Origin of the sequence: Saccharopolyspora shandongensis, assembly GCF_900106995.1 — a bacterium.
Classification (GTDB): domain Bacteria; phylum Actinomycetota; class Actinomycetes; order Mycobacteriales; family Pseudonocardiaceae; genus Saccharopolyspora; species Saccharopolyspora shandongensis.
Window position 1 is genome coordinate 50,514 of the sequence record NZ_FNOK01000031.1, and the last position, 17,469, is coordinate 67,982.

Annotated in this window: 19 protein-coding genes and 1 tRNA gene; 17 read left to right on the plus strand and 3 right to left on the minus strand. The window is 69.2% G+C overall.

Translation table 11 applies throughout. From position 1 onward, the window contains the following. Positions 1–5 precede the first annotated feature (5 nt). The 16 genes from BLW84_RS27725 (at position 6) to BLW84_RS27795 (ending at position 14,538) form a co-directional block, all read left to right on the plus strand. Positions 6–269, plus strand: coding sequence for a hypothetical protein (locus BLW84_RS27725; RefSeq protein WP_093271010.1), 264 nt, complete (start codon positions 6–8; stop codon positions 267–269). A gap of 20 nt (positions 270–289) precedes the next feature. After that, positions 290–1,009 carry an NUDIX domain-containing protein gene (locus BLW84_RS27730; RefSeq protein WP_245761429.1) on the plus strand — a complete coding sequence of 240 codons (720 nt, stop codon included), beginning with the start codon at positions 290–292 and terminating at the stop codon, positions 1,007–1,009. Continuing rightward, the gene (locus BLW84_RS27735; protein ID WP_093271013.1) at positions 1,009–1,401 is read left to right on the plus strand and encodes a hypothetical protein; all 393 of its coding nucleotides are present in this window, start codon (positions 1,009–1,011) and stop codon (positions 1,399–1,401) included. Before BLW84_RS27730 ends, BLW84_RS27735 begins: the two co-directional genes overlap by 1 nt. An 84-nt stretch (positions 1,402–1,485) precedes the next feature. Continuing rightward, positions 1,486–1,935 (plus strand): hypothetical protein, encoded by a 450-nt coding sequence (locus BLW84_RS27740; RefSeq protein ID WP_093271016.1) that lies wholly within the window; start codon positions 1,486–1,488, stop codon positions 1,933–1,935. After that, a complete protein-coding gene (locus BLW84_RS27745; RefSeq protein ID WP_093271019.1) occupies positions 1,932–2,195 on the plus strand; it encodes a hypothetical protein in 264 nt (87 codons plus the stop codon). The genes BLW84_RS27740 and BLW84_RS27745 overlap by 4 nt, the downstream gene beginning before the upstream one ends. Continuing rightward, positions 2,195–3,298, plus strand: coding sequence for a hypothetical protein (locus BLW84_RS27750; RefSeq protein ID WP_093271021.1), 1,104 nt, complete (start codon positions 2,195–2,197; stop codon positions 3,296–3,298). Before BLW84_RS27745 ends, BLW84_RS27750 begins: the two co-directional genes overlap by 1 nt. A 126-nt stretch (positions 3,299–3,424) precedes the next feature. After that, positions 3,425–5,614, plus strand: a complete 2,190-nt coding sequence (locus BLW84_RS27755; RefSeq protein ID WP_093271156.1) for an FtsK/SpoIIIE domain-containing protein — start codon at positions 3,425–3,427, stop codon at positions 5,612–5,614. Between the two features lie 219 nt (positions 5,615–5,833). Then, positions 5,834–6,055 (plus strand): hypothetical protein, encoded by a 222-nt coding sequence (locus BLW84_RS27760; protein ID WP_218157494.1) that lies wholly within the window; start codon positions 5,834–5,836, stop codon positions 6,053–6,055. A gap of 20 nt (positions 6,056–6,075) precedes the next feature. Further along, positions 6,076–6,927, plus strand: coding sequence for a hypothetical protein (locus tag BLW84_RS27765; protein ID WP_093271024.1), 852 nt, complete (start codon positions 6,076–6,078; stop codon positions 6,925–6,927). 85 nt (positions 6,928–7,012) lie between these two features. Further along, complete coding sequence (locus BLW84_RS27770) at positions 7,013–8,482, plus strand: DNA cytosine methyltransferase (RefSeq protein ID WP_093271026.1); 1,470 nt, start codon at positions 7,013–7,015, stop codon at positions 8,480–8,482. Continuing rightward, positions 8,482–8,709 (plus strand): hypothetical protein, encoded by a 228-nt coding sequence (locus tag BLW84_RS47750; protein ID WP_177226725.1) that lies wholly within the window; start codon positions 8,482–8,484, stop codon positions 8,707–8,709. Before BLW84_RS27770 ends, BLW84_RS47750 begins: the two co-directional genes overlap by 1 nt. Then, complete coding sequence (dnaN, locus tag BLW84_RS27775; RefSeq protein ID WP_245761434.1) at positions 8,709–9,866, plus strand: DNA polymerase III subunit beta; 1,158 nt, start codon at positions 8,709–8,711, stop codon at positions 9,864–9,866. The genes BLW84_RS47750 and dnaN overlap by 1 nt, the downstream gene beginning before the upstream one ends. 88 nt (positions 9,867–9,954) lie before the next feature. Further along, entirely contained in the window at positions 9,955–10,965 is a 1,011-nt protein-coding gene (locus tag BLW84_RS27780) for a bifunctional DNA primase/polymerase (protein WP_093271031.1), read from the plus strand. Next, positions 10,962–12,614 carry a hypothetical protein gene (locus BLW84_RS27785; protein ID WP_245761430.1) on the plus strand — a complete coding sequence of 551 codons (1,653 nt, stop codon included), beginning with the start codon at positions 10,962–10,964 and terminating at the stop codon, positions 12,612–12,614. Before BLW84_RS27780 ends, BLW84_RS27785 begins: the two co-directional genes overlap by 4 nt. Positions 12,615–12,976: 362 nt before the next feature. Continuing rightward, positions 12,977–13,165: a helix-turn-helix transcriptional regulator gene (locus tag BLW84_RS27790; protein ID WP_093271034.1), complete on the plus strand. Its 189-nt coding sequence runs from the start codon at positions 12,977–12,979 to the stop codon at positions 13,163–13,165. Beyond that, the gene (locus BLW84_RS27795; RefSeq protein WP_093271036.1) at positions 13,165–14,538 is read left to right on the plus strand and encodes a tyrosine-type recombinase/integrase; all 1,374 of its coding nucleotides are present in this window, start codon (positions 13,165–13,167) and stop codon (positions 14,536–14,538) included. Before BLW84_RS27790 ends, BLW84_RS27795 begins: the two co-directional genes overlap by 1 nt. Before the next feature lie 144 nt (positions 14,539–14,682). Here the strand turns inward: BLW84_RS27795 and BLW84_RS27800 are convergent. Then, positions 14,683–14,755, minus strand: a tRNA-Arg gene (locus tag BLW84_RS27800). Between the two features lie 242 nt (positions 14,756–14,997). Between BLW84_RS27800 and BLW84_RS27805 the strand changes: the two genes are divergently transcribed. Further along, a complete protein-coding gene (locus BLW84_RS27805) occupies positions 14,998–15,915 on the plus strand; it encodes a cation diffusion facilitator family transporter (RefSeq protein ID WP_093271039.1) in 918 nt (305 codons plus the stop codon). A 38-nt stretch (positions 15,916–15,953) separates the two neighbouring features. Here the strand turns inward: BLW84_RS27805 and BLW84_RS27810 are convergent, their stop codons facing one another. Both BLW84_RS27810 and BLW84_RS27815 read right to left on the minus strand, forming a co-directional pair. Next, positions 15,954–16,625 (minus strand): DUF305 domain-containing protein, encoded by a 672-nt coding sequence (locus BLW84_RS27810; protein ID WP_093271041.1) that lies wholly within the window; start codon positions 16,623–16,625, stop codon positions 15,954–15,956. Positions 16,626–16,628: 3 nt separating this feature from the next. Continuing rightward, positions 16,629–17,414 (minus strand): thioredoxin-like domain-containing protein, encoded by a 786-nt coding sequence (locus BLW84_RS27815; RefSeq protein ID WP_093271044.1) that lies wholly within the window; start codon positions 17,412–17,414, stop codon positions 16,629–16,631. Between the last annotated feature and the right edge of the window lie 55 nt (positions 17,415–17,469).

Here is a 17,469-nt window from a genome sequence, read left to right on the forward strand (position 1 = left end):
CAGTCATGTCCGACGTGAACTACGTCCGCAACCAGTTGATCCAGACCGGTGAGCACTGCGGCGAGCTGATCGCCCGGCTCGTCGAGATCCAGAAAGAGATGGACCACATCACCGGCACGATCGCCAGCGTCACCAGCGGTTCGGAGAACCCCGAGATCCAGCAGGCCTTGGCGACCTACGCCCTGGCCAGGGAGAACATCGCCGCCCACGTGCAGGGCCCGATGGGTACCGCGCACGAGCACGTCCAGAACTATTTCTCGCAGCTGTGACCACAGTGGAGGAGACCGTCATGAACCAGATGCACACCAACTCCAGCGAGCCGGACACCGCCGACATCGTCCTGTTCACCGTCCACGACGACGGCGCGGCGCTGGCGTGGCCGAGGGCGCGGGCGCAGGTGCTGTTGGTCCAGCGGTCCTGGGACTCCGACGCCTACCCCGGTGCCTTGGCGCTGCCTGGTGGGTTCGTTGACGACGGCGAAACCTCGGTGCAGGCCGCGTACCGGGAGCTGCGGGAGGAAACCGGCCTGGAGGTGCCGACGTTGACCCGTGTCGGCCGTTACGACGCCCCAGGCCGTGACCCACGCGGCCCAGTGGTCAGCGAGGCGTTCACGACCGTCCTGTCGACCATGCCGCAGCCCACGGCCGGAGACGACGCGCGTGCCGCGTTCTGGGTGCCGCTGCACGAAGCGCTGAGCGTGCCGAAGGTCTTGGCCTTCGACCATCACCAGATCCTCACCGACGCCCACACCCTCGTCCGCGATCAGCTCAACCAGCGCTGCGGCTGGTCGACCGCGGCCGGCTGGGCGAGAGCTGAACGAGGAGGACGCGACATGACCAACGGCAACGAGTGGCACCTGCGCCGAAAGAAGTCGATGTGGGACGGCTCGGTTACCACCTGGTGCGGCCTGCGCTTCGAGAGCGGCGAGCACGAGTCCGATTTCTGGCACCTGCCCGCCACCGGCGGGACCTGCCAGGCCTGCCAGGCCGCGAAGAGGACGGGGAAGTGATGAGCGAGAGGACGACCGTGGCCGTGAACGAGCCGACGTTGGCGACCTTCGAGGAGAAGACGGAGCACCTGCGGGTCGTCGCTGAGCGTGGCGCCGACGCCCGGAAGCGCCTGGGGGCGATCAGCGGCTGGCCGCAGCGCCGGGCGGTGCGGGTGCGCGCCGTGCAGGTGTGGAACGCCTTGAGCGTGCTGAAGACCGGCCCGCTCGGCTACCGCTCGGTGTGGGTGATGCATGACACCCCGTCGGATGGCGTGACCAGCAGCAACATCGGCCGCCCCACGCCGACGATCTCCCGGTCCTGGGCGGAGGAGGTCCGCCGCACCTTCATCACGGCGTTCTGCACCGCGACCCCGGACACCCCGGCCCCCCGGATCAACGGCGACACCAAGTAGACCCGCCCCGGCCCAGCAGCCCATTCCGCCAAGAACACCTGCTGGGCCGGGCTCCTCGATCCACCTGAACCAAGGAGAAATCCCATGCTAAAGGCACAACCCCAGCTCGATGCGATCGAGCCGGAGTGGGCTGCTGCGGCGGTGCACGAGATCGGGCACGCCGTCGCCCACCAGCACGCGGGCCTGAAGGTCCGCAAGGTGCGGATCTGGAAGACCTGGTTCACCGGCGCGGTCCGGGGCCAGACCGACATCGCCGAGTCCTGGCTCCCGAACGAGCTGCTGCCCGGCTACTTGGTGGCGTGCATGGCCGGCCCCGAGGCCGAAATGCACTGGCGCGTCATCTCCGGGCACCGCGGCAAGACCGTCTCGCACGGCGACGACGTGGAATTCCGCCGCGTCGGAAAGGGAATCGACCTGTCCAAACGGGACGCCCGCATGCAGGCGCGGCGGCTGGTGGTCGAGGAGTGGGGCCGCATCGAGGTGCTGGCCGCCTGGCTGGCGGAGTCCGGATCGCTGCGAGGAGGTGCGCTGTGAAGACCGTGGTGGAGGCTTTGCTGATCACGCTGGGGTTGCTGGTGCTCGGGGTCCGGTTCCTCTTCTTCGGGCTGTTCACCGCGGTGGTGCCGGCGGTGGGTCTGGTGGTGGCGGCGGTGGTGTCGGGTGCGGTGCGCACCGCCGTGCTGTGTGCGGTGTTCCCGCTGGTGGCGCTCGGCTACGTCGCGATCGCGGTGGCCGACGCCGCTGGGCATGTTGTTCCGGCTCCGCGCCGGCCGCGGCCGCTGGGGGTGGCGTGATGACGACGTTCTACGACCGCAAGGCCGAGCGGCTGGCGGCGGGCGGGCAGGCCCAGGCCACGAAGGCCGAGGCGGCGCTGAAGCTCGCCGAAGCGCAGGCCATTCTGATCGCGGCCAAGGGCAAGGAAGCGCGCGAGGCCAGCGAGGACAAGCGGAAGGCCGTCGACGCGAAGGCCAAGCGGCGCGGGCAGGCCGTGAAGGCCGCGCAGTCGTGGCTGGCCGGGCACGTGGTCGAGCTGGCGTTGAGCGTGGTCGTGGTGGTACCGGCGGTGATGGCCTGGACCGCCATGGCGAGCTTCGGTAACGAGGTGTTCGGGCCGGTCGGCTGGGGCCTGCCGCTGTTTTCCGAGGCGGCGATGTGGGCGTTCGCGTTCGCCGCCCACACCGCCCGCAAGAGCGAGACCCCGCGGCCGACCGGGTGGCTGCAGGCCGGGGTGTGGGTGTTCGCCGCGGTGGCGGCGGTCCTGAACTTCATCCACGGCTTGACCATGCGCGACGGTGGCGTGGGTGACGGGCTGGTGATGGCTGTGGTGGCCATCGGCGGGGTGGTGGCCCACCAGCTGATCACCGCGACCCCGACGCGAACCCGCCGCAGTCCGGCCGAACGTCGCGAGGCCCGCACCGGGCGCATCGCCGCCCGTCGGGTGACCCGGATGCAACGCGCTGCGGTGCGGCGCGCGGTCGGTGAGCTCGCGGCCGACGGCACGGTGCGTCTGCTCCACGCTCCCGGCACGGTCACCATGCGCGGGCGGTTGCGGTCCCGGCTGGTTCCCGCCACGGTCCCCGGACTCCTCCCGGCCGCCGTGGACACCGAGTTCGACGCCGAGCTTCGCGCCCTCCTGAACGAGGCACAGGAACCGGCGGGAACAGCAGAAACGGCAGATGCGCCCGGCCTGGAGGGAACCAACGGGACTCACCCGGATCTGCTGCCGCACCTGACCCGGGTTCGCCAGGCCATCACCGCCGGGCAGCTGCCCGCACGGCCAAGCCGTCGCAAGGTCCAAGCCTTCCTCGGCATCCGCGCCGAGACCGCGCAGGACGTCATCCGAGCCCTGCGTGACGAAGGGGACGGCGGCAGCTCCGCAACCCCCGTCCCCGCCTGACCCACCCCTGAAACACGCAACGGCCCCGCCGCGCCACGGCGGTGGGGCGGGGCCGACCTATCCCTTCTTCCGCCTGGCGACACCGCCGAGAGGTGAACCGACATGATGCCGCACGAGGAACACGCCATGGGTGAGGTGATCCGATTCCCTCACCGCACCACCACCGACACCGAACAGTCCGACGGCCAGGTTGTGCGGGCGGTCGCTGAACGCATCGACCCGGACGAGGTCACCGCGGAGGAGTCCGGTAGCCCGTCGCCCGAGCTGGCCGAGCGTCCTAGGCGGGTCCCGCCGGCGTTGGCAGGGAAGGCTAAGAAGGCCGCTCGGGAGGCGCTGCCGGTCGGTAAGCAGGCGGTCAAGTTCACCGCCCGCCACGGCTACTACCTGGCCGGTGGCGCGTTCGACACCATGAGCAGCGTCTACGGGCGGTGGACCGGGCGGGACATCGATGCCCAGATCGCCGCTGCTCAGGCCGCTGGCGAGTACGGAACGGCTGCGGTGTTGATGCAGCAGCGCACCGAGAACCGCAAGCTGTTCCTGGAGCGGCTGCAGGTGTGGGGGAAGTTCCTGATCCGCGTGCCGCTGATCCTGGCGGGCCTGTCCGGGGTGGTGCTGGCCATCACGCTGATCACCTCGGTCGTGGCCTTCATCCGTCCCGACGGGATGACCTTCGAAGACGTCTGGATCGGCCTGTTCGACGCACTGGCCGCCGGGTTCGACTTCGTGGTGTGGGCTGGGTCGTGGGCGCCGTGGGTGGGGCTTGCGGTGGCGCTGGGGGTGCTGGTCAAGGGCTACAACACTCGCCGGACGCTGGCCGACGCGCCCGCATGGATCGCGCCGGAGAACACGACACCGTCTGACCGAGACGTTGTGCCTGATGAGGGCGCCATCCTCAACGCGCTGAAGCACCTCGGCTTCGCGCCGTTGACCAAGGCCATCGTCAAGGACAACTGGGTTCCGCGCTGGGTGTCCCCGACGACCCGAGTCGGCAAGGGCTACCACACCCAGTTGATGCTGCCGGAACAAGTCACGGTCGAAGAGATCGCCAAGCGCAAGGACGTGCTGGCGCACAACCTGCTGCGCAAGCCGGTGGAGGTGTGGCCGACCGAACCGAAGGACCAGGCCGGGGTGCTGGACCTGTGGGTGGCTGACCAGGGCATTCTCACCAAGCCCGTGGACCCGTGGCCGCTGCTGGAAGACGGCACGGTCGACTACTTCAAGGGTGTCCCGGTCGCAGTCGACGCACGCGGCGACCTGGTCACCGGCCGGTTGATGGCCGCTAACTACCTGATCGCCGGAATCATGGGATCGGGCAAGTCGTCGCTGGTCATCGCGTTGTTGCTAGGCGCGATGCTGGACCCGCTGGCCGACATCGACGTCCACGTCCTGGCCTACAACGTCGACTACGACCCGATGAAGCCGCGTTTGCGGACGCTGGTCAAGGGCGACGACGAAGAGCACATCGAGGCCGCGATGGAGACGCTTCGTGCGCTGGTCAGCGAGGTTTCCGAGCGTGGCCGGATCTTGGAGGACCTCGGCGGTGAAGAGGCCAAGGTGACCCGCGACCTGGCGAAGCGGGACAAGCGTCTGCGTCCCCGCGTGGTCGTCTTCGACGAGGTCCACGAGCTGTTCACACACAGCAAGCACGGCAAGGAAGCCAAAGAACTGGCGTTGAAGGTCACCAAGAAGGCCCGCAAGACCGCGATCACGATGCTGTGGATCACGCCGGACGCCGACGCCAACTCGTTGCCGCGTGGCATCTCCAAGACCGCGTCGAACCGGGTGGCGTACGCGATCAATGACCACCAGGGCAACGACGCGATCTTGGGGACGGGGATGCACAAGCGCGGCTACTCGGCCACCACGCTCGTTGCGGGAGAGGACATCGGGACCGCGATGGCCGCTGGTTTCGCCAAGGTCCCGGGCCTGATCAGGTCGTTCCACATCCGCAAGGAAAAGGGCATCGATGAGGTGACCCCGGTCGTGCAGCGAGCCCTGGCCCTGCGTGAAGGCCAGCAGCCCCCCGCCACCGGCGTGGCCCCGGCCGAGGACGAGCAGGCCGACCCGCTGGCCGATATCGCCACCGTGCTCGGCGACACCCCACGAATGCGCACCCAAGAGGTCCTGCAACGGCTGACCGAGCACAACCCCGCCGTCTACCGGGGCTGGACCTTCGCCGACCTGCGCGCCCTCCTGCGCGAGGCCGACGCCGAGCCCTACAAGTCCGGCGGCAACATGGTCGTTTCCGCCGACGCCGTCCACCAAGCCATCACCGAGCGTGACAACGAGACGGATCTCGACGAGTCCGGCGAGTAAGGGAGCCGCCGGGGAGCCGGGGAGTTCTCCCTAACCCCCTCCCCGAACCCTCCCTCCCCAACACCACCAGCAACAACCCCCGCAAGGGAGGCAGCGGGGACGCGCGCCCAAAACCGGGCCAGAACCAGCAAAAACACGCCCGTGACACCGGCCGCTCCACCTCCCTCCCTCCTGTCGCCACACCCACATTCGACTACACACAGTTACATTGGAGTTCGCGTGACCCTGCTGCACATCGTCGTCTTCACCGCGCTCGCCACCGCCGGCTACCTCGGCACCTGCGTGCTGTGGCCGTACAAGGTCTGCCGCACGTGCCAGGGCCGCGGCCAGCTTCGCGCCCGCCTCGTCGGCATCCGCTACTGCCCAACCTGCACCGGCACGGGACTCCGCTTACGGGTCGGCCGCCGAGCCATCGACGCCGCCCGCCGCCGAAACCGCTGACTCCCGAAGGGAGAACCACGATGCACACGCCCACCACCACGACCATCACCGAGACCGAGTACGCCTTCGGCCCGCGCCGGGCACCGCGCTCGGTGCACGGCATCGCCGAGCCCACCCCGATCCCGGGGCTGGTCGTGACCCCGCAGATCGAGCCCGACTACCGCACCGGGCAGTGGCGCTTCACCGGCGGGTGGTGCGTCCGGCACGCCACCTCGGGTGTCCTGGTGCTCGCCTGCCGGGGCGCCGGCCTGGGCCACGCTCGTGAAGCCGTCGAGCTGCTGGCCCGCGGCTGGGTCAACTGGACCCGGCCCGCCGAGGTGCTTTCCGCCGACCCGTTGGCGCTCGACGTACAACGCGAAACCAGCAGGCACGTGGGGGCCGCGATCCGCGAGGACCGCCCGGTGCTGCTGCACACGACGAGCTGGCGGCAGGTTCCGCCGCCGTGGCTGGTCGACATCACCCACGCCGACGGCGAGTGGATCGAGAGCTACTACTGCCCGAGCTACGACTCGGCCGAACGCCTCACGATCGAGCTCGGCCGCGACCTCGGACTGCTCGCCGGAGTGCGCAAGGAAGTCACGATCAGCCGCCTGCCCGATCCGCTGTGGGAGCTGCACTGCGCCCGCCGCGGCTGCGACAGCGTCCTGCTTGACGACGAGTACGAGGAACCGGAGCACGACGCCGACCGCCAGGTGCTGGTCACCGTCGCCGAAGGACAGCGCTGGCGGCAGCTCGACGCCCGCCGATTGCTGTGCCGCACCTGCAACCCCTTGTTCCGGGGCGCCACGCCCGACGGGATCTGCCCCGAGTGCGACAGCCAGGGCACTCCGAACGGCTGCGCGTTGTGCCGCCTGGTCGACGGCAGCGACTGAGCCTCGAAACCCAAGCCCTGCAAGGAAAGGACGTTGCACTCCGCAGGGCAGCACGGCCCGAGCAGTGACGACTTGAGGAGGATTGATGCTGACCATCACCGATTTGTTCTGCGGGGCCGGTGGTTCCGCGCTGGGCGCGACCGCGGTGCCTGGGCTTGAGTTGCGGATGGCCGCGAACCACTGGCAGACCGCCGTTGATTCCCACCAGGCCAATTTTCCCGACGCCGACCACGCTTGCGCGGACATCTCCCAGGTCAACGTCCGCCGCTTCCCGACCACGGATCTGCTGTGGGCCAGTCCCGAGTGCACGAACCATTCCATCGCCCAGGGCCGGAAGAGGTGGGAGCAGCCGGATCTGTTCGGCGAGACCCTGCCTTTGGAGGCCGCCGAGCGCAGCCGGGCGACGATGTGGGATGTCCCGCGTTTCGCCGAGTCCCATCACTACCGGGCGATCGTGGTGGAGAACGTGGTGGACGCCGTGCGGTGGTCGATGTGGCCGGCGTGGCTGCACGCCATGTCGTGCTTGGGTTACCGGCACCAGGTCGTGATGCTCAACTCGATGCACGCCCCCGCTGTGGCCGCCCCGCGTGCCCCGCAGAGCCGGGATCGCTTGTATGTGGTGTTTTCGCGTGAGGGCGACCCGGTTCCGGAGGTGACGCCTCGCCCGCTGGCGTGGTGCCAGGACTGCGGGCGGGACGTCGAGGCGGTGCAGTCCTGGAAGAAGCCGGACAAGCCCTGGGGCCGGTACAAGGCGCAGTACGTCTACCGGTGCCCGCGTAGCGAGTGCCGCCGCCGCATCGTCGAGCCCTACGCCCTGCCCGCGGCGGCGGCGATCGACTGGACCCTTCAGGGGCAGCGCATCGGCGACCGGACCGCACCGCTGAAACCGGCGACGCTGCGCCGGATCGAGGCCGGGTTGGAGAAGTTCGCGGTCATGCCGCAGCTGGTGCCCGCCGGCGGCACCTGGAACCTGACGAGCTCGCCGGTCGATGTGCCGATGCGGGCCCGCACGACCCGCGAGACCGAGGGTCTGCTGGTGCCGGTCGAGGGCCGCACCGGGAAGGAAGCCCGCCCGGCCTCGTGGCCGTTGCGGACCCAGACCACCCGGCTGGAGACCGCGCTGGTGGTGCCCTACTACCGCACCGGTACCGCCCGGCCCACCGCCGAACCGCTGCCGACCGTCACTAGCCACGACCGGCATGGGCTGGCGTTCATCGCCGAACTCCGGGGTGGCGGGTCGACGGCCCGCCCGGTGCGCGATCCGCTGGCGACGGTCACCGCCGCCGGGAATCACCACGGACTCGTCGAGCCCCAGCCGGCCGCCGATGTGCCGCCGCAGCGGGCGCGGGTGGAGGACTGCAGGTTCCGGATGCTCACGCCCGCCGAGATCCAGTCCGCCATGGCCTTCCGGGACGACTACCAGGTTCTCGGCACCCGTCGCGAACAGGTGCGTCAGCTCGGCAACGCCGTCACCCCACCCGCCGCCGAGTTCTTGCTGGGCGCCGTCGCCCGCGCCCTCGGCCACACCGCCACCACCTCGAAGGAGGCCGCGTGATGAGTACCCGATCCAGCCGTCTCGCCGAATGGTTCACCACCGGAAGGGCGTCGTGGGCGTGCCGGGAGTGCCGTTCGCCGATCCGGCGCGTGCCCGCCGATCCGAGGGTGTGGGTGCACGCCACCACCGGTCTGCGGCGCTGCACCACCGGCGAGGACGTGACCGTGGCATGGCCCGTCGCCGACCCGGGGTGCTCGCCCCACCCGAACCGGATGGAGGTCGCGTGATGCGTGTGCGTATCGAGGACCGGGCGGCGTTCGCCGACGCCGCCCGCGGCGTGGCCCGACTCCTCGCTTCCGGGCCGGTGGATCCGGTCCTGGCCGGGGCGGTGGTGCACGCCGAGGATGACGGGCTGACGCTGTCGGGGTTCGACCACGACACCGCGACCCGCCTGCACCTGCCCGCGCAGGTGCCCGAGCCGGGGCGGGTGCTGGTGTCGGCGCGGCTGCTGTCCGAGATCGCCCGCCTACTGCCCCGGCAGGCGATCGACCTGGCCGCCGACGAGCAGCAGGTGACCATCACCGCCGGCGGTAGTCGGGCGACCCTGCCGCTGCTGCCGATCGAGGACTATCCCGCCGTCCCGGAAGCCCCGGAGGTGATCGGGGAGACCGACGCCGCCGTGTTCGCCACCGCGGTCGCGAAGGTGACCTCGGCGGCCGGGAGCGACGAGACAGTGCCTCAATTCTCCGGGGTGGCGGTGGACCTGCCCGCGCCCGGGGAGCCGCTGCGGCTGTACGCCACGGACCGCTACCGACTCGCCCGTGCCGTCGTGGCGTGGCAACCCACCCTCGATACCGAGGTGGAGCCCCGGCGGCTGTTCGTCCCGGCCTGGCAGCTGCGTGACGCCGCCGAACTCCTCACCGCAGGCCCGGACACCGTGCGGCTGTCCGCCGGGCCCGTTCCGGGACGGGTGGGTTTGAGTAACGGGCAGCGCACGATCGTGCTCGCCGAGATCGACACCCGCACCCCCGACTACGAGCACCACATGAACATCGAGTCATCGGGGGAGTTCACGGTCCCGGTCGGCGAACTGGCGGGCGCGGTCAAACGCCTGGCCCTGCACAAAGAACACCCCGGCGCGCACCTGGCCATCGAGGAGAACACGCTGCGGCTGTCGATCAGCAGCAGCGCCGGGCACAGCAGCGAAACCCTCGCCATCGACTACGCCGGCGAGCTCGTCGAAACCACCATCAACACCAGCTACCTCGCCTCCGCGCTCCACGCCCTGGGTACGGATCTGACCCGCATCTCCATCCCCACCCGGCCGACGCACCGGCCGTGGATCTTCCAACCGGTGGGCGACACCGAGCCCGACGGCAGCTGCTTCCGCTACGTCGTCATGCCCATCCGGCCGCCCGCCGCCGAGCAACACGCCGCCGCCTGATCCATCCCCCCTTGGCCTCGCCCGGTGCCTACCGGGTGCCGGGCGAGGTCCCCGTTCCTGCCCCTTGTGTCCTGTTTGGAGGTGCGCCGTGTCCGCATCCTTGGACGTCGCGTTGTGGCTGGCCGGCCACGGCATGCACGTCTTCCCGTTGCGCCCGAACAGCAAGCGCCCGTTCGGAAACTGCCCGCGCTGCAAGGCCGGGCAGTGCCAGCCTGCCGAGTGCCCGTGCCTCACCGCCGACCGACCGTGCCACGGTCTGCTGGCCGCCACCCTCGACGCCGCCCAGATCCGCCGCTGGCTGATCCGTCACCCCGGCGCCAACGTCGGGATCAACACCGAGCTGTCCGACCTGGTGGCGCTCGACCTGGACCGCAAACCGAAACCCGCCGGCTCGGCCGCGCATGACGTGCCCACCCTGGTCACCGACGGGTTGGCAGCCCTGGACGCGATCACCGGCGTCGAAGGCGTGCCGTGGCCGGACACCCTCACCATCGCCACCCCGTCCGACGGGCGGCACCTGGTGTTCCAGCGCCCGGATGATCTGCGGGTGACCAGCGACGCCAAAGGCCGCGTCGGCCACCAGATCGACATCCGCGCCATCGGCGGCTACATCGTCGCCCCAGGCGGACAGGTCACCTCCCCACCCGAGGACGTCACCGGCACCTACACCCGCGTGTCGACCACCACCGCCATCGCACCACTGCCGGACTGGCTGCGGCCACGCGTCACCCCGCCACCCCGGATCGTCGAGCCGGTCAACCGGGGGCGCTTCGCAGGGCTCCAGCCCGGAAGCCACGCACCCGGGTACTGGCAGCAGGTCTGGGACGGCGAGATGTCCAAAGTCGAGACCCGCGACGGCGAGCGGTGGCGGCTGGTCTACAACGCCGCCCGCCGCCTGGCCAACCTCACCGTTCACGACCACGCCCCATGGTCGGAAACCGAGGTGATCGATGCGCTGACCGTGGCCGCGGTACGCCGCCGCCTGCGCACCGGCAAACCGGTCGAAGAGGCCGCCGCCCGCCGCAACGCCGCCCGCGGCTGGCAGCGCGGCACCCAGGACGGCCCCGACAGCCTGCGCGGGCTCGGCGGTGCCGCATGACCGAAGCACACAACTCGGCGCACCGGTCATCGTTGTGGCCGGTCGGCCCCGATGGCCGCCCCAAAGTGCGGGTGGGCACGAACCCGGAAGCCATCCGCGTGCTCACCCAAGCCGTCGGCAACCGCCTGCTCCCGGACACCTATGTCCAGGACGGCGCGCCGGTGGTCGTCGAAGCCGTCTCCGGGGCCGGTGATCCCACGGCGGGTGATGACGACGTGGCGCTGCCCCTGACCGCCTCGTTGCTGCGGCCGGCGCTGCTGGCCGGGCTGCTGGCCGAACACGCCTACGTCTACCGACCCGAACTCGACAAGGAAGGACGACCGATGGAGATCGAGATGTCCCCGTCAGGGCCCGTGCTCAACGCGGTGCTGGCGCCCCGCTCATGGCCCGAACTGCCGGTGCTGCGGCGGATCATCTCCACCCCGGTCCTACGCCCGGACGGAACCCTGCTGCAGCAGCCCGGTTATGACCCGGCCACCGGCTACTTCCTGGCCGGGCGGACGCACCTCGAACCCGTTCCGGAGAAACCCACCCCGGAACAGGTCGCCACCGCGCGGGAGTTCCTGCTGGAACGGTTCCTGCACGACTTCCCGTGGCGCACTCCGGCAGACCAGGCCAACTACCTCGGCCTGCTGATCACGCCGATCATCCGCCCGTTCACCCGCGCACTCAGCCCGTTCGGGGTGATCGACGCGACCATGCCCGGCAGCGGCAAAACGATCCTCTCCGGCTGCGTCGGCCTGCTCGTCGGGCAGCGAGTGCTGACCTGGACCGACTCCGAAGACGAGCTCCGCAAGGCCATCACCACCGTGCTCGCCGACCAGGTCGGCGTCATCGTCTTCGACAACCTCGAAGAAGGCGCCGTCATCAACTCCGCCGTGCTCGCACGGCTGGTGACCGAACGGACCTGGACCGACCGCAAACTCGGCTCCAACACCGCCTCGACGTTCCCCAACGACCGGCTCTGGTTGGCCACCGGCAACAACCTCCGCGTTGGCGGGGACATGGCCAGCCGCACGGTGTGGGTCCGCCTCGACCCCGACTGTCCCAGGCCTGAAGCCCGCAGCGGGTTCACCATCCCCAACCTCGATAGCTGGATCCTCGACCCCGCCAACCAAGCCACCGTCCTCCGCCACGTCCTCACCCTGATCCTGGACTGGACCGCCGCCGGCGCACCCATCTCGACGCGGGTGCCGCAGATGCGCCAGTTCACCCGCTGGGCACAACACATCGGCGGATTCCTCGAACACCACGACATCCCCGGGTTCCTGTCCAACGCCGAAGAATCCCGCGAACTCGACGACGACGACACCGAATGGCAGGCCTTCCTACTGCGCTGGCACGCACTCCACGGCACCAAACCCATGACCGCCAACGAACTCCGCGCAAGCGCCGAACCTGAATACGGAACCCCCGACCCCTGGGTTGGGAGCTTCCCCACCACCGCCACCGGCAAGCTGCTCAGTCCGAAGTCCCTAGGACACCGCCTGACAGGGCAGACCGGCCGATGGCGCGGCAACGTCGCACTACGCAGCGCGAAAGACAAGCACACCAAACTGTACGTCTACTGGGTCGAACATCGACCCGACGCACCCACCCTTCCCGAAACAACCCCGCAAACTCCGCAAACCCCGCAAGAACAGCCATGACCAGCAAAGACACCCCCAGTATTCGGACCTGTTCAAACTCCGCAAGGCCACCACTAAACCCCGCAAACCCCGCAACCTTGCGGTGTTTGCGGGGTTTGAAAACCGGAGCTCAAACCACCATCACCGCAATCAAAACCCCAGGTCATCCGTCGTTTGCGGGGTTTGCGGGGTTTAAAACGCCGCCTCCCGAGCCTGAGAAAACTTCCCGGACCACCAGCCCAACCCGAAGGCCACCCGGCACCGCCACGATCGTCACGACGCGTAGCCACTCCAGCCAGTTGCTCCCAACTCTCGGGGAGCTCTGTAGCCGGGGCCGTGCCGGAGCGACCTTCTGTCCACTTCCAACACCAAGGGGGAGTTGCATGCCACGACGGCGCGAGTACCTCACGATCACGAAGGTCTGTGAAGAGCTCGATATCACCCGAGACACCTTCTACAAGTGGCGCAATAAAAAGACGGCTCCGCGTTGCACCAAGCTGCCGAACGGCGATCTCCGGGTCGACCGTGACGACTTTGACGAGTGGCTCGAAAGCCGCAAGGAGGCCGCCTGATGCCCGCCAGCTTCGACGTGAGCGTGTGGAACATCGCTCCGCGCAAGAACGCGAAGGGCAAGGTGACCAGCTACAGCGTTCGTTGGCGCGTCGTTCGCGAGGAGTTCTACGAGTCGTTCAAGGTTCGGGCGCAAGCCGACAGCTTCCGCTCCGACCTGATTTCGGCTCAAAACAAGGGGGAATCGTTCGATACGATAACCGGGCTCCCGGCGTCAATGGAGCGCAGGACTCGTGACGAACCGTGGGTTGACCTCGCGTGTGAATACATCGACAGGAAGTGGCCAGACGCCGCCGCGACGACCCGTCAAACCCTGGCGGAAGCGCTGATTCGGGTGACTCCCGTGTTCCTCCAAGGCGGCCGGGGGAAGCCTGACGATCGCGACATCCGGTCCGCGCTTCGGGGGTGGGCCTTCAATCCGCCGAAGCGTTCGGAGGAAGTTCCGGTTGTGGTCAAGGAAGTTCTTGACTGGTGCTCGCGCAACAGCTTGCCGGTGAGCATGGTGCAAGAGCGTCGAATGTTGGACGCGCTCGAAAAGGCGGTCACGACGAAGTTGTCGGGGGAGAAGTACGCGCCCTCGGTGGCACGCAAGACCCGATCGGTCTTGTCGGGGTTCCTGACCTACGCCGTGAAGCAGGAAGTACTCGACACTAACCCGCTCGGCGATGAGAAGTGGACGTCCATGCCGAAGGGAAATCGCACGATCGATCCGCGGACTGTGCCGAACCCGGTGCAGGCTCGAACCCTGCTGGCTGGAATCCGCGAGATCAAGCGAAGCGGCCCGAGACTGGAGGCGTTCTTCGGCGCGATGTACTTCGCCGCACTGCGCCCGGAAGAGGCCGCCGCGCTCCCGGTGTCCAATCTGGACCTGCCGAAGAAAGGGTGGGGCGAGATCTACGTAGAAGAGGCACATCCCCATGCCGGGCGGCACTGGACCGGGACGGACCAGGCCCGTGAGGTCCGAGGTCTCAAGAGCAGAAGTCGAGGCGAAGGTCGGCTTGTTCCATGCCCACCCGAACTCACCGCACTGCTGCATCGCCACCTCACCAAGTACAAGCCCGGCGAAAAAGGCCTGGTGTTCACCGGAGAACGAGGGGAGGACGTCCCGAAGATGACGTACATGCGAGTCTGGCGAGCCGGGCGTACGGCGACCTTCTCCAAGGAAGTCGCGGCGTCACGACTCTGCCGGCGCCCGTACTCCCTCCGGCATGCCGCGGTGAGTTCGTGGCTCACCGCCGGCGTCGACCCGGCGACCGTCGCCCGGTGGGCTGGGCAATCCGTGGCCGTGCTGCTGGAGATTTACGCCGCATGCCTGCACGGGCAAGACGTGATCTCCCGCCAGCGGATCGACGAGTTCTTCGGCTGGAAGGGCTGACGCCCACCTCGGACGACCGTGTACGTGCATTGCACGTAAACCACGGCAGATCGTGCCCGCCGCTGGCAGACGGTGACGCACAAACAGATCCGCCCCTGGCGGCATCTCTGCTGCTCAGGGGCGGATCTGACTGGTCTTGCTGTGCGCCCTCGACAGGACTCGAACCTGTGACACCTGCCTCCGGAGGGCAGTGCTCTATCCGCTGAGCTACGAGGGCTTGTCGCTGCGGACGATCGTTAGCTTAGCGCACCCGGCGGGCACTCTTCGACGGGGGTCCGTTTGTCACTGCCCCCCAGTTCACCGCGTCTTCGTGGCGAGGTTGGAGCATGGGAACTTTCCTGTCACCGGCGACAGGAAAGTTCCCATGCTCGCAACCCGGTGGCCGAGGCGGCCGGACTTGACACGTGCACTCATGCATACTTCACTATGTATCGGAGAGAGGCCTGAGGAGGACGGTCAATGGGTCAGGGGCATGGGCACGGCTCGGCTGCCGACGCGGTCAGCGCATCCGGTCGCTACGTGCGGCGGTTGGCCGTCTCGTTCGCGATCTTGCTCGCGTTCTTCGTTCTGGAAGCGGTGGTCGGGTTCCTCACGTCATCGCTGGCGCTGCTCTCCGACGCCGGGCACATGCTCACCGACGTGCTCGGCGTCGGCATGGCGCTCGCCGCGATCACGGCCGCCCGGCGACCGGCCGAGGGCAAGCGGACCTTCGGCCTCTACCGCATGGAAGTGCTCGCCGCGCTCGCCAACGCCGTGCTGCTGTTCGGCGTCGCCGGTTACATCCTCTACGAGTCCATCGCCCGGTTCCAGGAGCCGCCGGAGGTCGCCGGCGTGCCGATGATGCTGACCGCCGCCGCCGGGCTGGCCGCCAACCTCGTCGTCTTCGCGCTGCTGCGGCGCGGCGCGAACGAGAGCCTGAACGTGCGCGGCGCCTACCTCGAGGTGCTCGCGGACACCATCGGCTCCGTCGGCGTGTTGATCGGTGGCGCGGTGACCTGGGCTTTCGGTTGGTACCTGGCCGACCCGATCGTCGCGGTCGCCGTCGGCCTCTTCGTGCTACCGCGCACCTGGAAGCTGGCGCGGCAGGCGCTGCGGATCCTCGTCCAGCAGGCGCCGGAGGGGGTGGACGTGCAGGAGCTACGGGACGATCTCGCCGCGCTGCCGTCGGTCACCGAGGTGCACGACCTGCACGTGTGGACCCTCACCTCCGGCATGGAGGTCGCCTCCGCCCACCTCACCACCCAGGCCGGCGCCGACCACGGCGGCGTGCTGGTGGCGGCCCAGCGAGTCCTGGCCGAGCGCTACCAGATCGACCACGCGACCCTGCAGGTCGAGCCCGCCGAATGCGCCAAGCGCTGCCAGGCTTTGACCTGGTGAGGGCCGCCGGGTGACAGGAAGGTTCCCATGCTCGCGCCTCAGCGCAGCGGCTGGGCGCCTCGTTCGGCGAGCATCGAGCGCATGAGATCGCTCTCGCTGCGCTGGGAGCCGAGCATGTTCTTCGCCAGCTCGCGGACCGCCGGGACCCCCGCGTGCGTCGCCCCGTAGTCCGCCATTGGCGCGCCGCCCTCGTGGTGGCGCAGCATCAGCTGCAGGAAGTAGACGTCGAAGTCCGGCCCGCGCAGCGACTGCAGCCGCGACATCTCCGCGCTGGTGGCCATGCCGGGCATCAGCCCGCCCGACTCCGACTGCGCGGCCGCCGGGGCGCTGTGCTGGTGGCCGCCATCCTCCGTCATCCACGTCATCAGCGGGCCGACGGCCTGCGCGGGCTGGCCCCACAGGCTGAGCCAGCCCTGCATGCGGCCGATCTGGTCGCGCTGGTTGGTCTCGATGTCGAACGCCAGCTGGCGCACCGCGACGTCGGCGGCGTGCTCCCGCGCGAGCGTCGCCATCGTCACCGCCTGCTGGTGGTGCACGGACATGTCCTGCGCGAAGCCGACGTCCACCGCCGCCGGCTGCGGTTCGGCGCTGTCGAAGGACGGCACCCGGATGAGCAGACCGAGCGCCGCCCCCAGCAGCAGCATGACGACCGCCGCCGCAACGGCCACGAAGATGCGGACCGGCAGCGGCCGCCGTGCCTCAACCGACACGGGTCACTGACCCATCTCGCCGGTGGCGGCGCTGGCGCCGCGGCCGTCCATCGGGATCGCGTCCGGGCCGGGCGGGGTCGGGTCGAACTTCGGCGGGTTGTTCGTGTCGAACGCCCCCGGGTAGGCCTGGCAGGAGCCGCCGATCTCCGGGTAGACGCCGTTGTTGTTCAGCCGCAGCGCGGTGATGAACTGGTCGATGCGCTGGTCGTCGGCCTTGTCGACCTTGAGCTGGTGGCCCCAGGACTGCAGCGAGATCGCGCTGTCCAGGCCCGGGAACGGCGACATCATCGAGTAGGGCTTGCCGTCGACGCGGGCCTTGAGTCGCTCCAGGCCGGGCTCGTCGACCCGATCCGGGTTGTAGGCGATCCACACCGCGCCGTGCTCCAGCGAGTGCACCATGTTCTCGGTGCGCACCGCCTCCGGGTAGACCACGCCGGTGCAGTCGGCCCAGATGCCGTCGTGCGGGCCGCCGAACGACGGCGCGTGGTCGTAGGCCACCCGCTGGTCCGGGCGGACGTGGATCTGGCCCGGGTAGTCGACGACGGTGACGCCGGGGATGGTCTTGGACGGGTCCGGGTTCTGCGGCGACGGCTTGAACGCCTCGGTGGCCTTCTCAGCCTCGGCCTGGGCTTGCCGGATCGTCTCCTGCCCCGACCACCGGCTGTACGCGTACCCGAAGATCACGGCCGCGAAAACCACCACGACGGTGACGCCGGAGATCAGCATCCAGGGGATCGACCGCTGGTGCACCACGGCGCCGCGCACCGCTTTGCTCTTCCTGTTCGCCATGCTCTTCGCAAACCTCGTCTCGCCGAGAACCACCGGGGGATCCGGCCCGCCAGTG

Coding starts and splice junctions, on each gene's coding strand:
- BLW84_RS27725 (WP_093271010.1), top strand. CDS start 6: ATGTCCGACGTGAACTACGTCCGCAACCAGTTGATCCAGACCGGTGAG.
- BLW84_RS27730 (WP_245761429.1), top strand. CDS start 290: ATGAACCAGATGCACACCAACTCCAGCGAGCCGGACACCGCCGACATC.
- BLW84_RS27735 (WP_093271013.1), top strand. CDS start 1,009: ATGAGCGAGAGGACGACCGTGGCCGTGAACGAGCCGACGTTGGCGACC.
- BLW84_RS27740 (WP_093271016.1), top strand. CDS start 1,486: ATGCTAAAGGCACAACCCCAGCTCGATGCGATCGAGCCGGAGTGGGCT.
- BLW84_RS27750 (WP_093271021.1), top strand. CDS start 2,195: ATGACGACGTTCTACGACCGCAAGGCCGAGCGGCTGGCGGCGGGCGGG.
- BLW84_RS27755 (WP_093271156.1), top strand. CDS start 3,425: ATGGGTGAGGTGATCCGATTCCCTCACCGCACCACCACCGACACCGAA.
- BLW84_RS27765 (WP_093271024.1), top strand. CDS start 6,076: ATGCACACGCCCACCACCACGACCATCACCGAGACCGAGTACGCCTTC.
- BLW84_RS27770 (WP_093271026.1), top strand. CDS start 7,013: ATGCTGACCATCACCGATTTGTTCTGCGGGGCCGGTGGTTCCGCGCTG.
- BLW84_RS47750 (WP_177226725.1), top strand. CDS start 8,482: ATGAGTACCCGATCCAGCCGTCTCGCCGAATGGTTCACCACCGGAAGG.
- dnaN (WP_245761434.1), top strand. CDS start 8,709: ATGCGTGTGCGTATCGAGGACCGGGCGGCGTTCGCCGACGCCGCCCGC.
- BLW84_RS27785 (WP_245761430.1), top strand. CDS start 10,962: ATGACCGAAGCACACAACTCGGCGCACCGGTCATCGTTGTGGCCGGTC.
- BLW84_RS27790 (WP_093271034.1), top strand. CDS start 12,977: ATGCCACGACGGCGCGAGTACCTCACGATCACGAAGGTCTGTGAAGAG.
- BLW84_RS27795 (WP_093271036.1), top strand. CDS start 13,165: ATGCCCGCCAGCTTCGACGTGAGCGTGTGGAACATCGCTCCGCGCAAG.
- BLW84_RS27805 (WP_093271039.1), top strand. CDS start 14,998: ATGGGTCAGGGGCATGGGCACGGCTCGGCTGCCGACGCGGTCAGCGCA.
- BLW84_RS27815 (WP_093271044.1), bottom strand. CDS start 17,414: ATGGCGAACAGGAAGAGCAAAGCGGTGCGCGGCGCCGTGGTGCACCAG.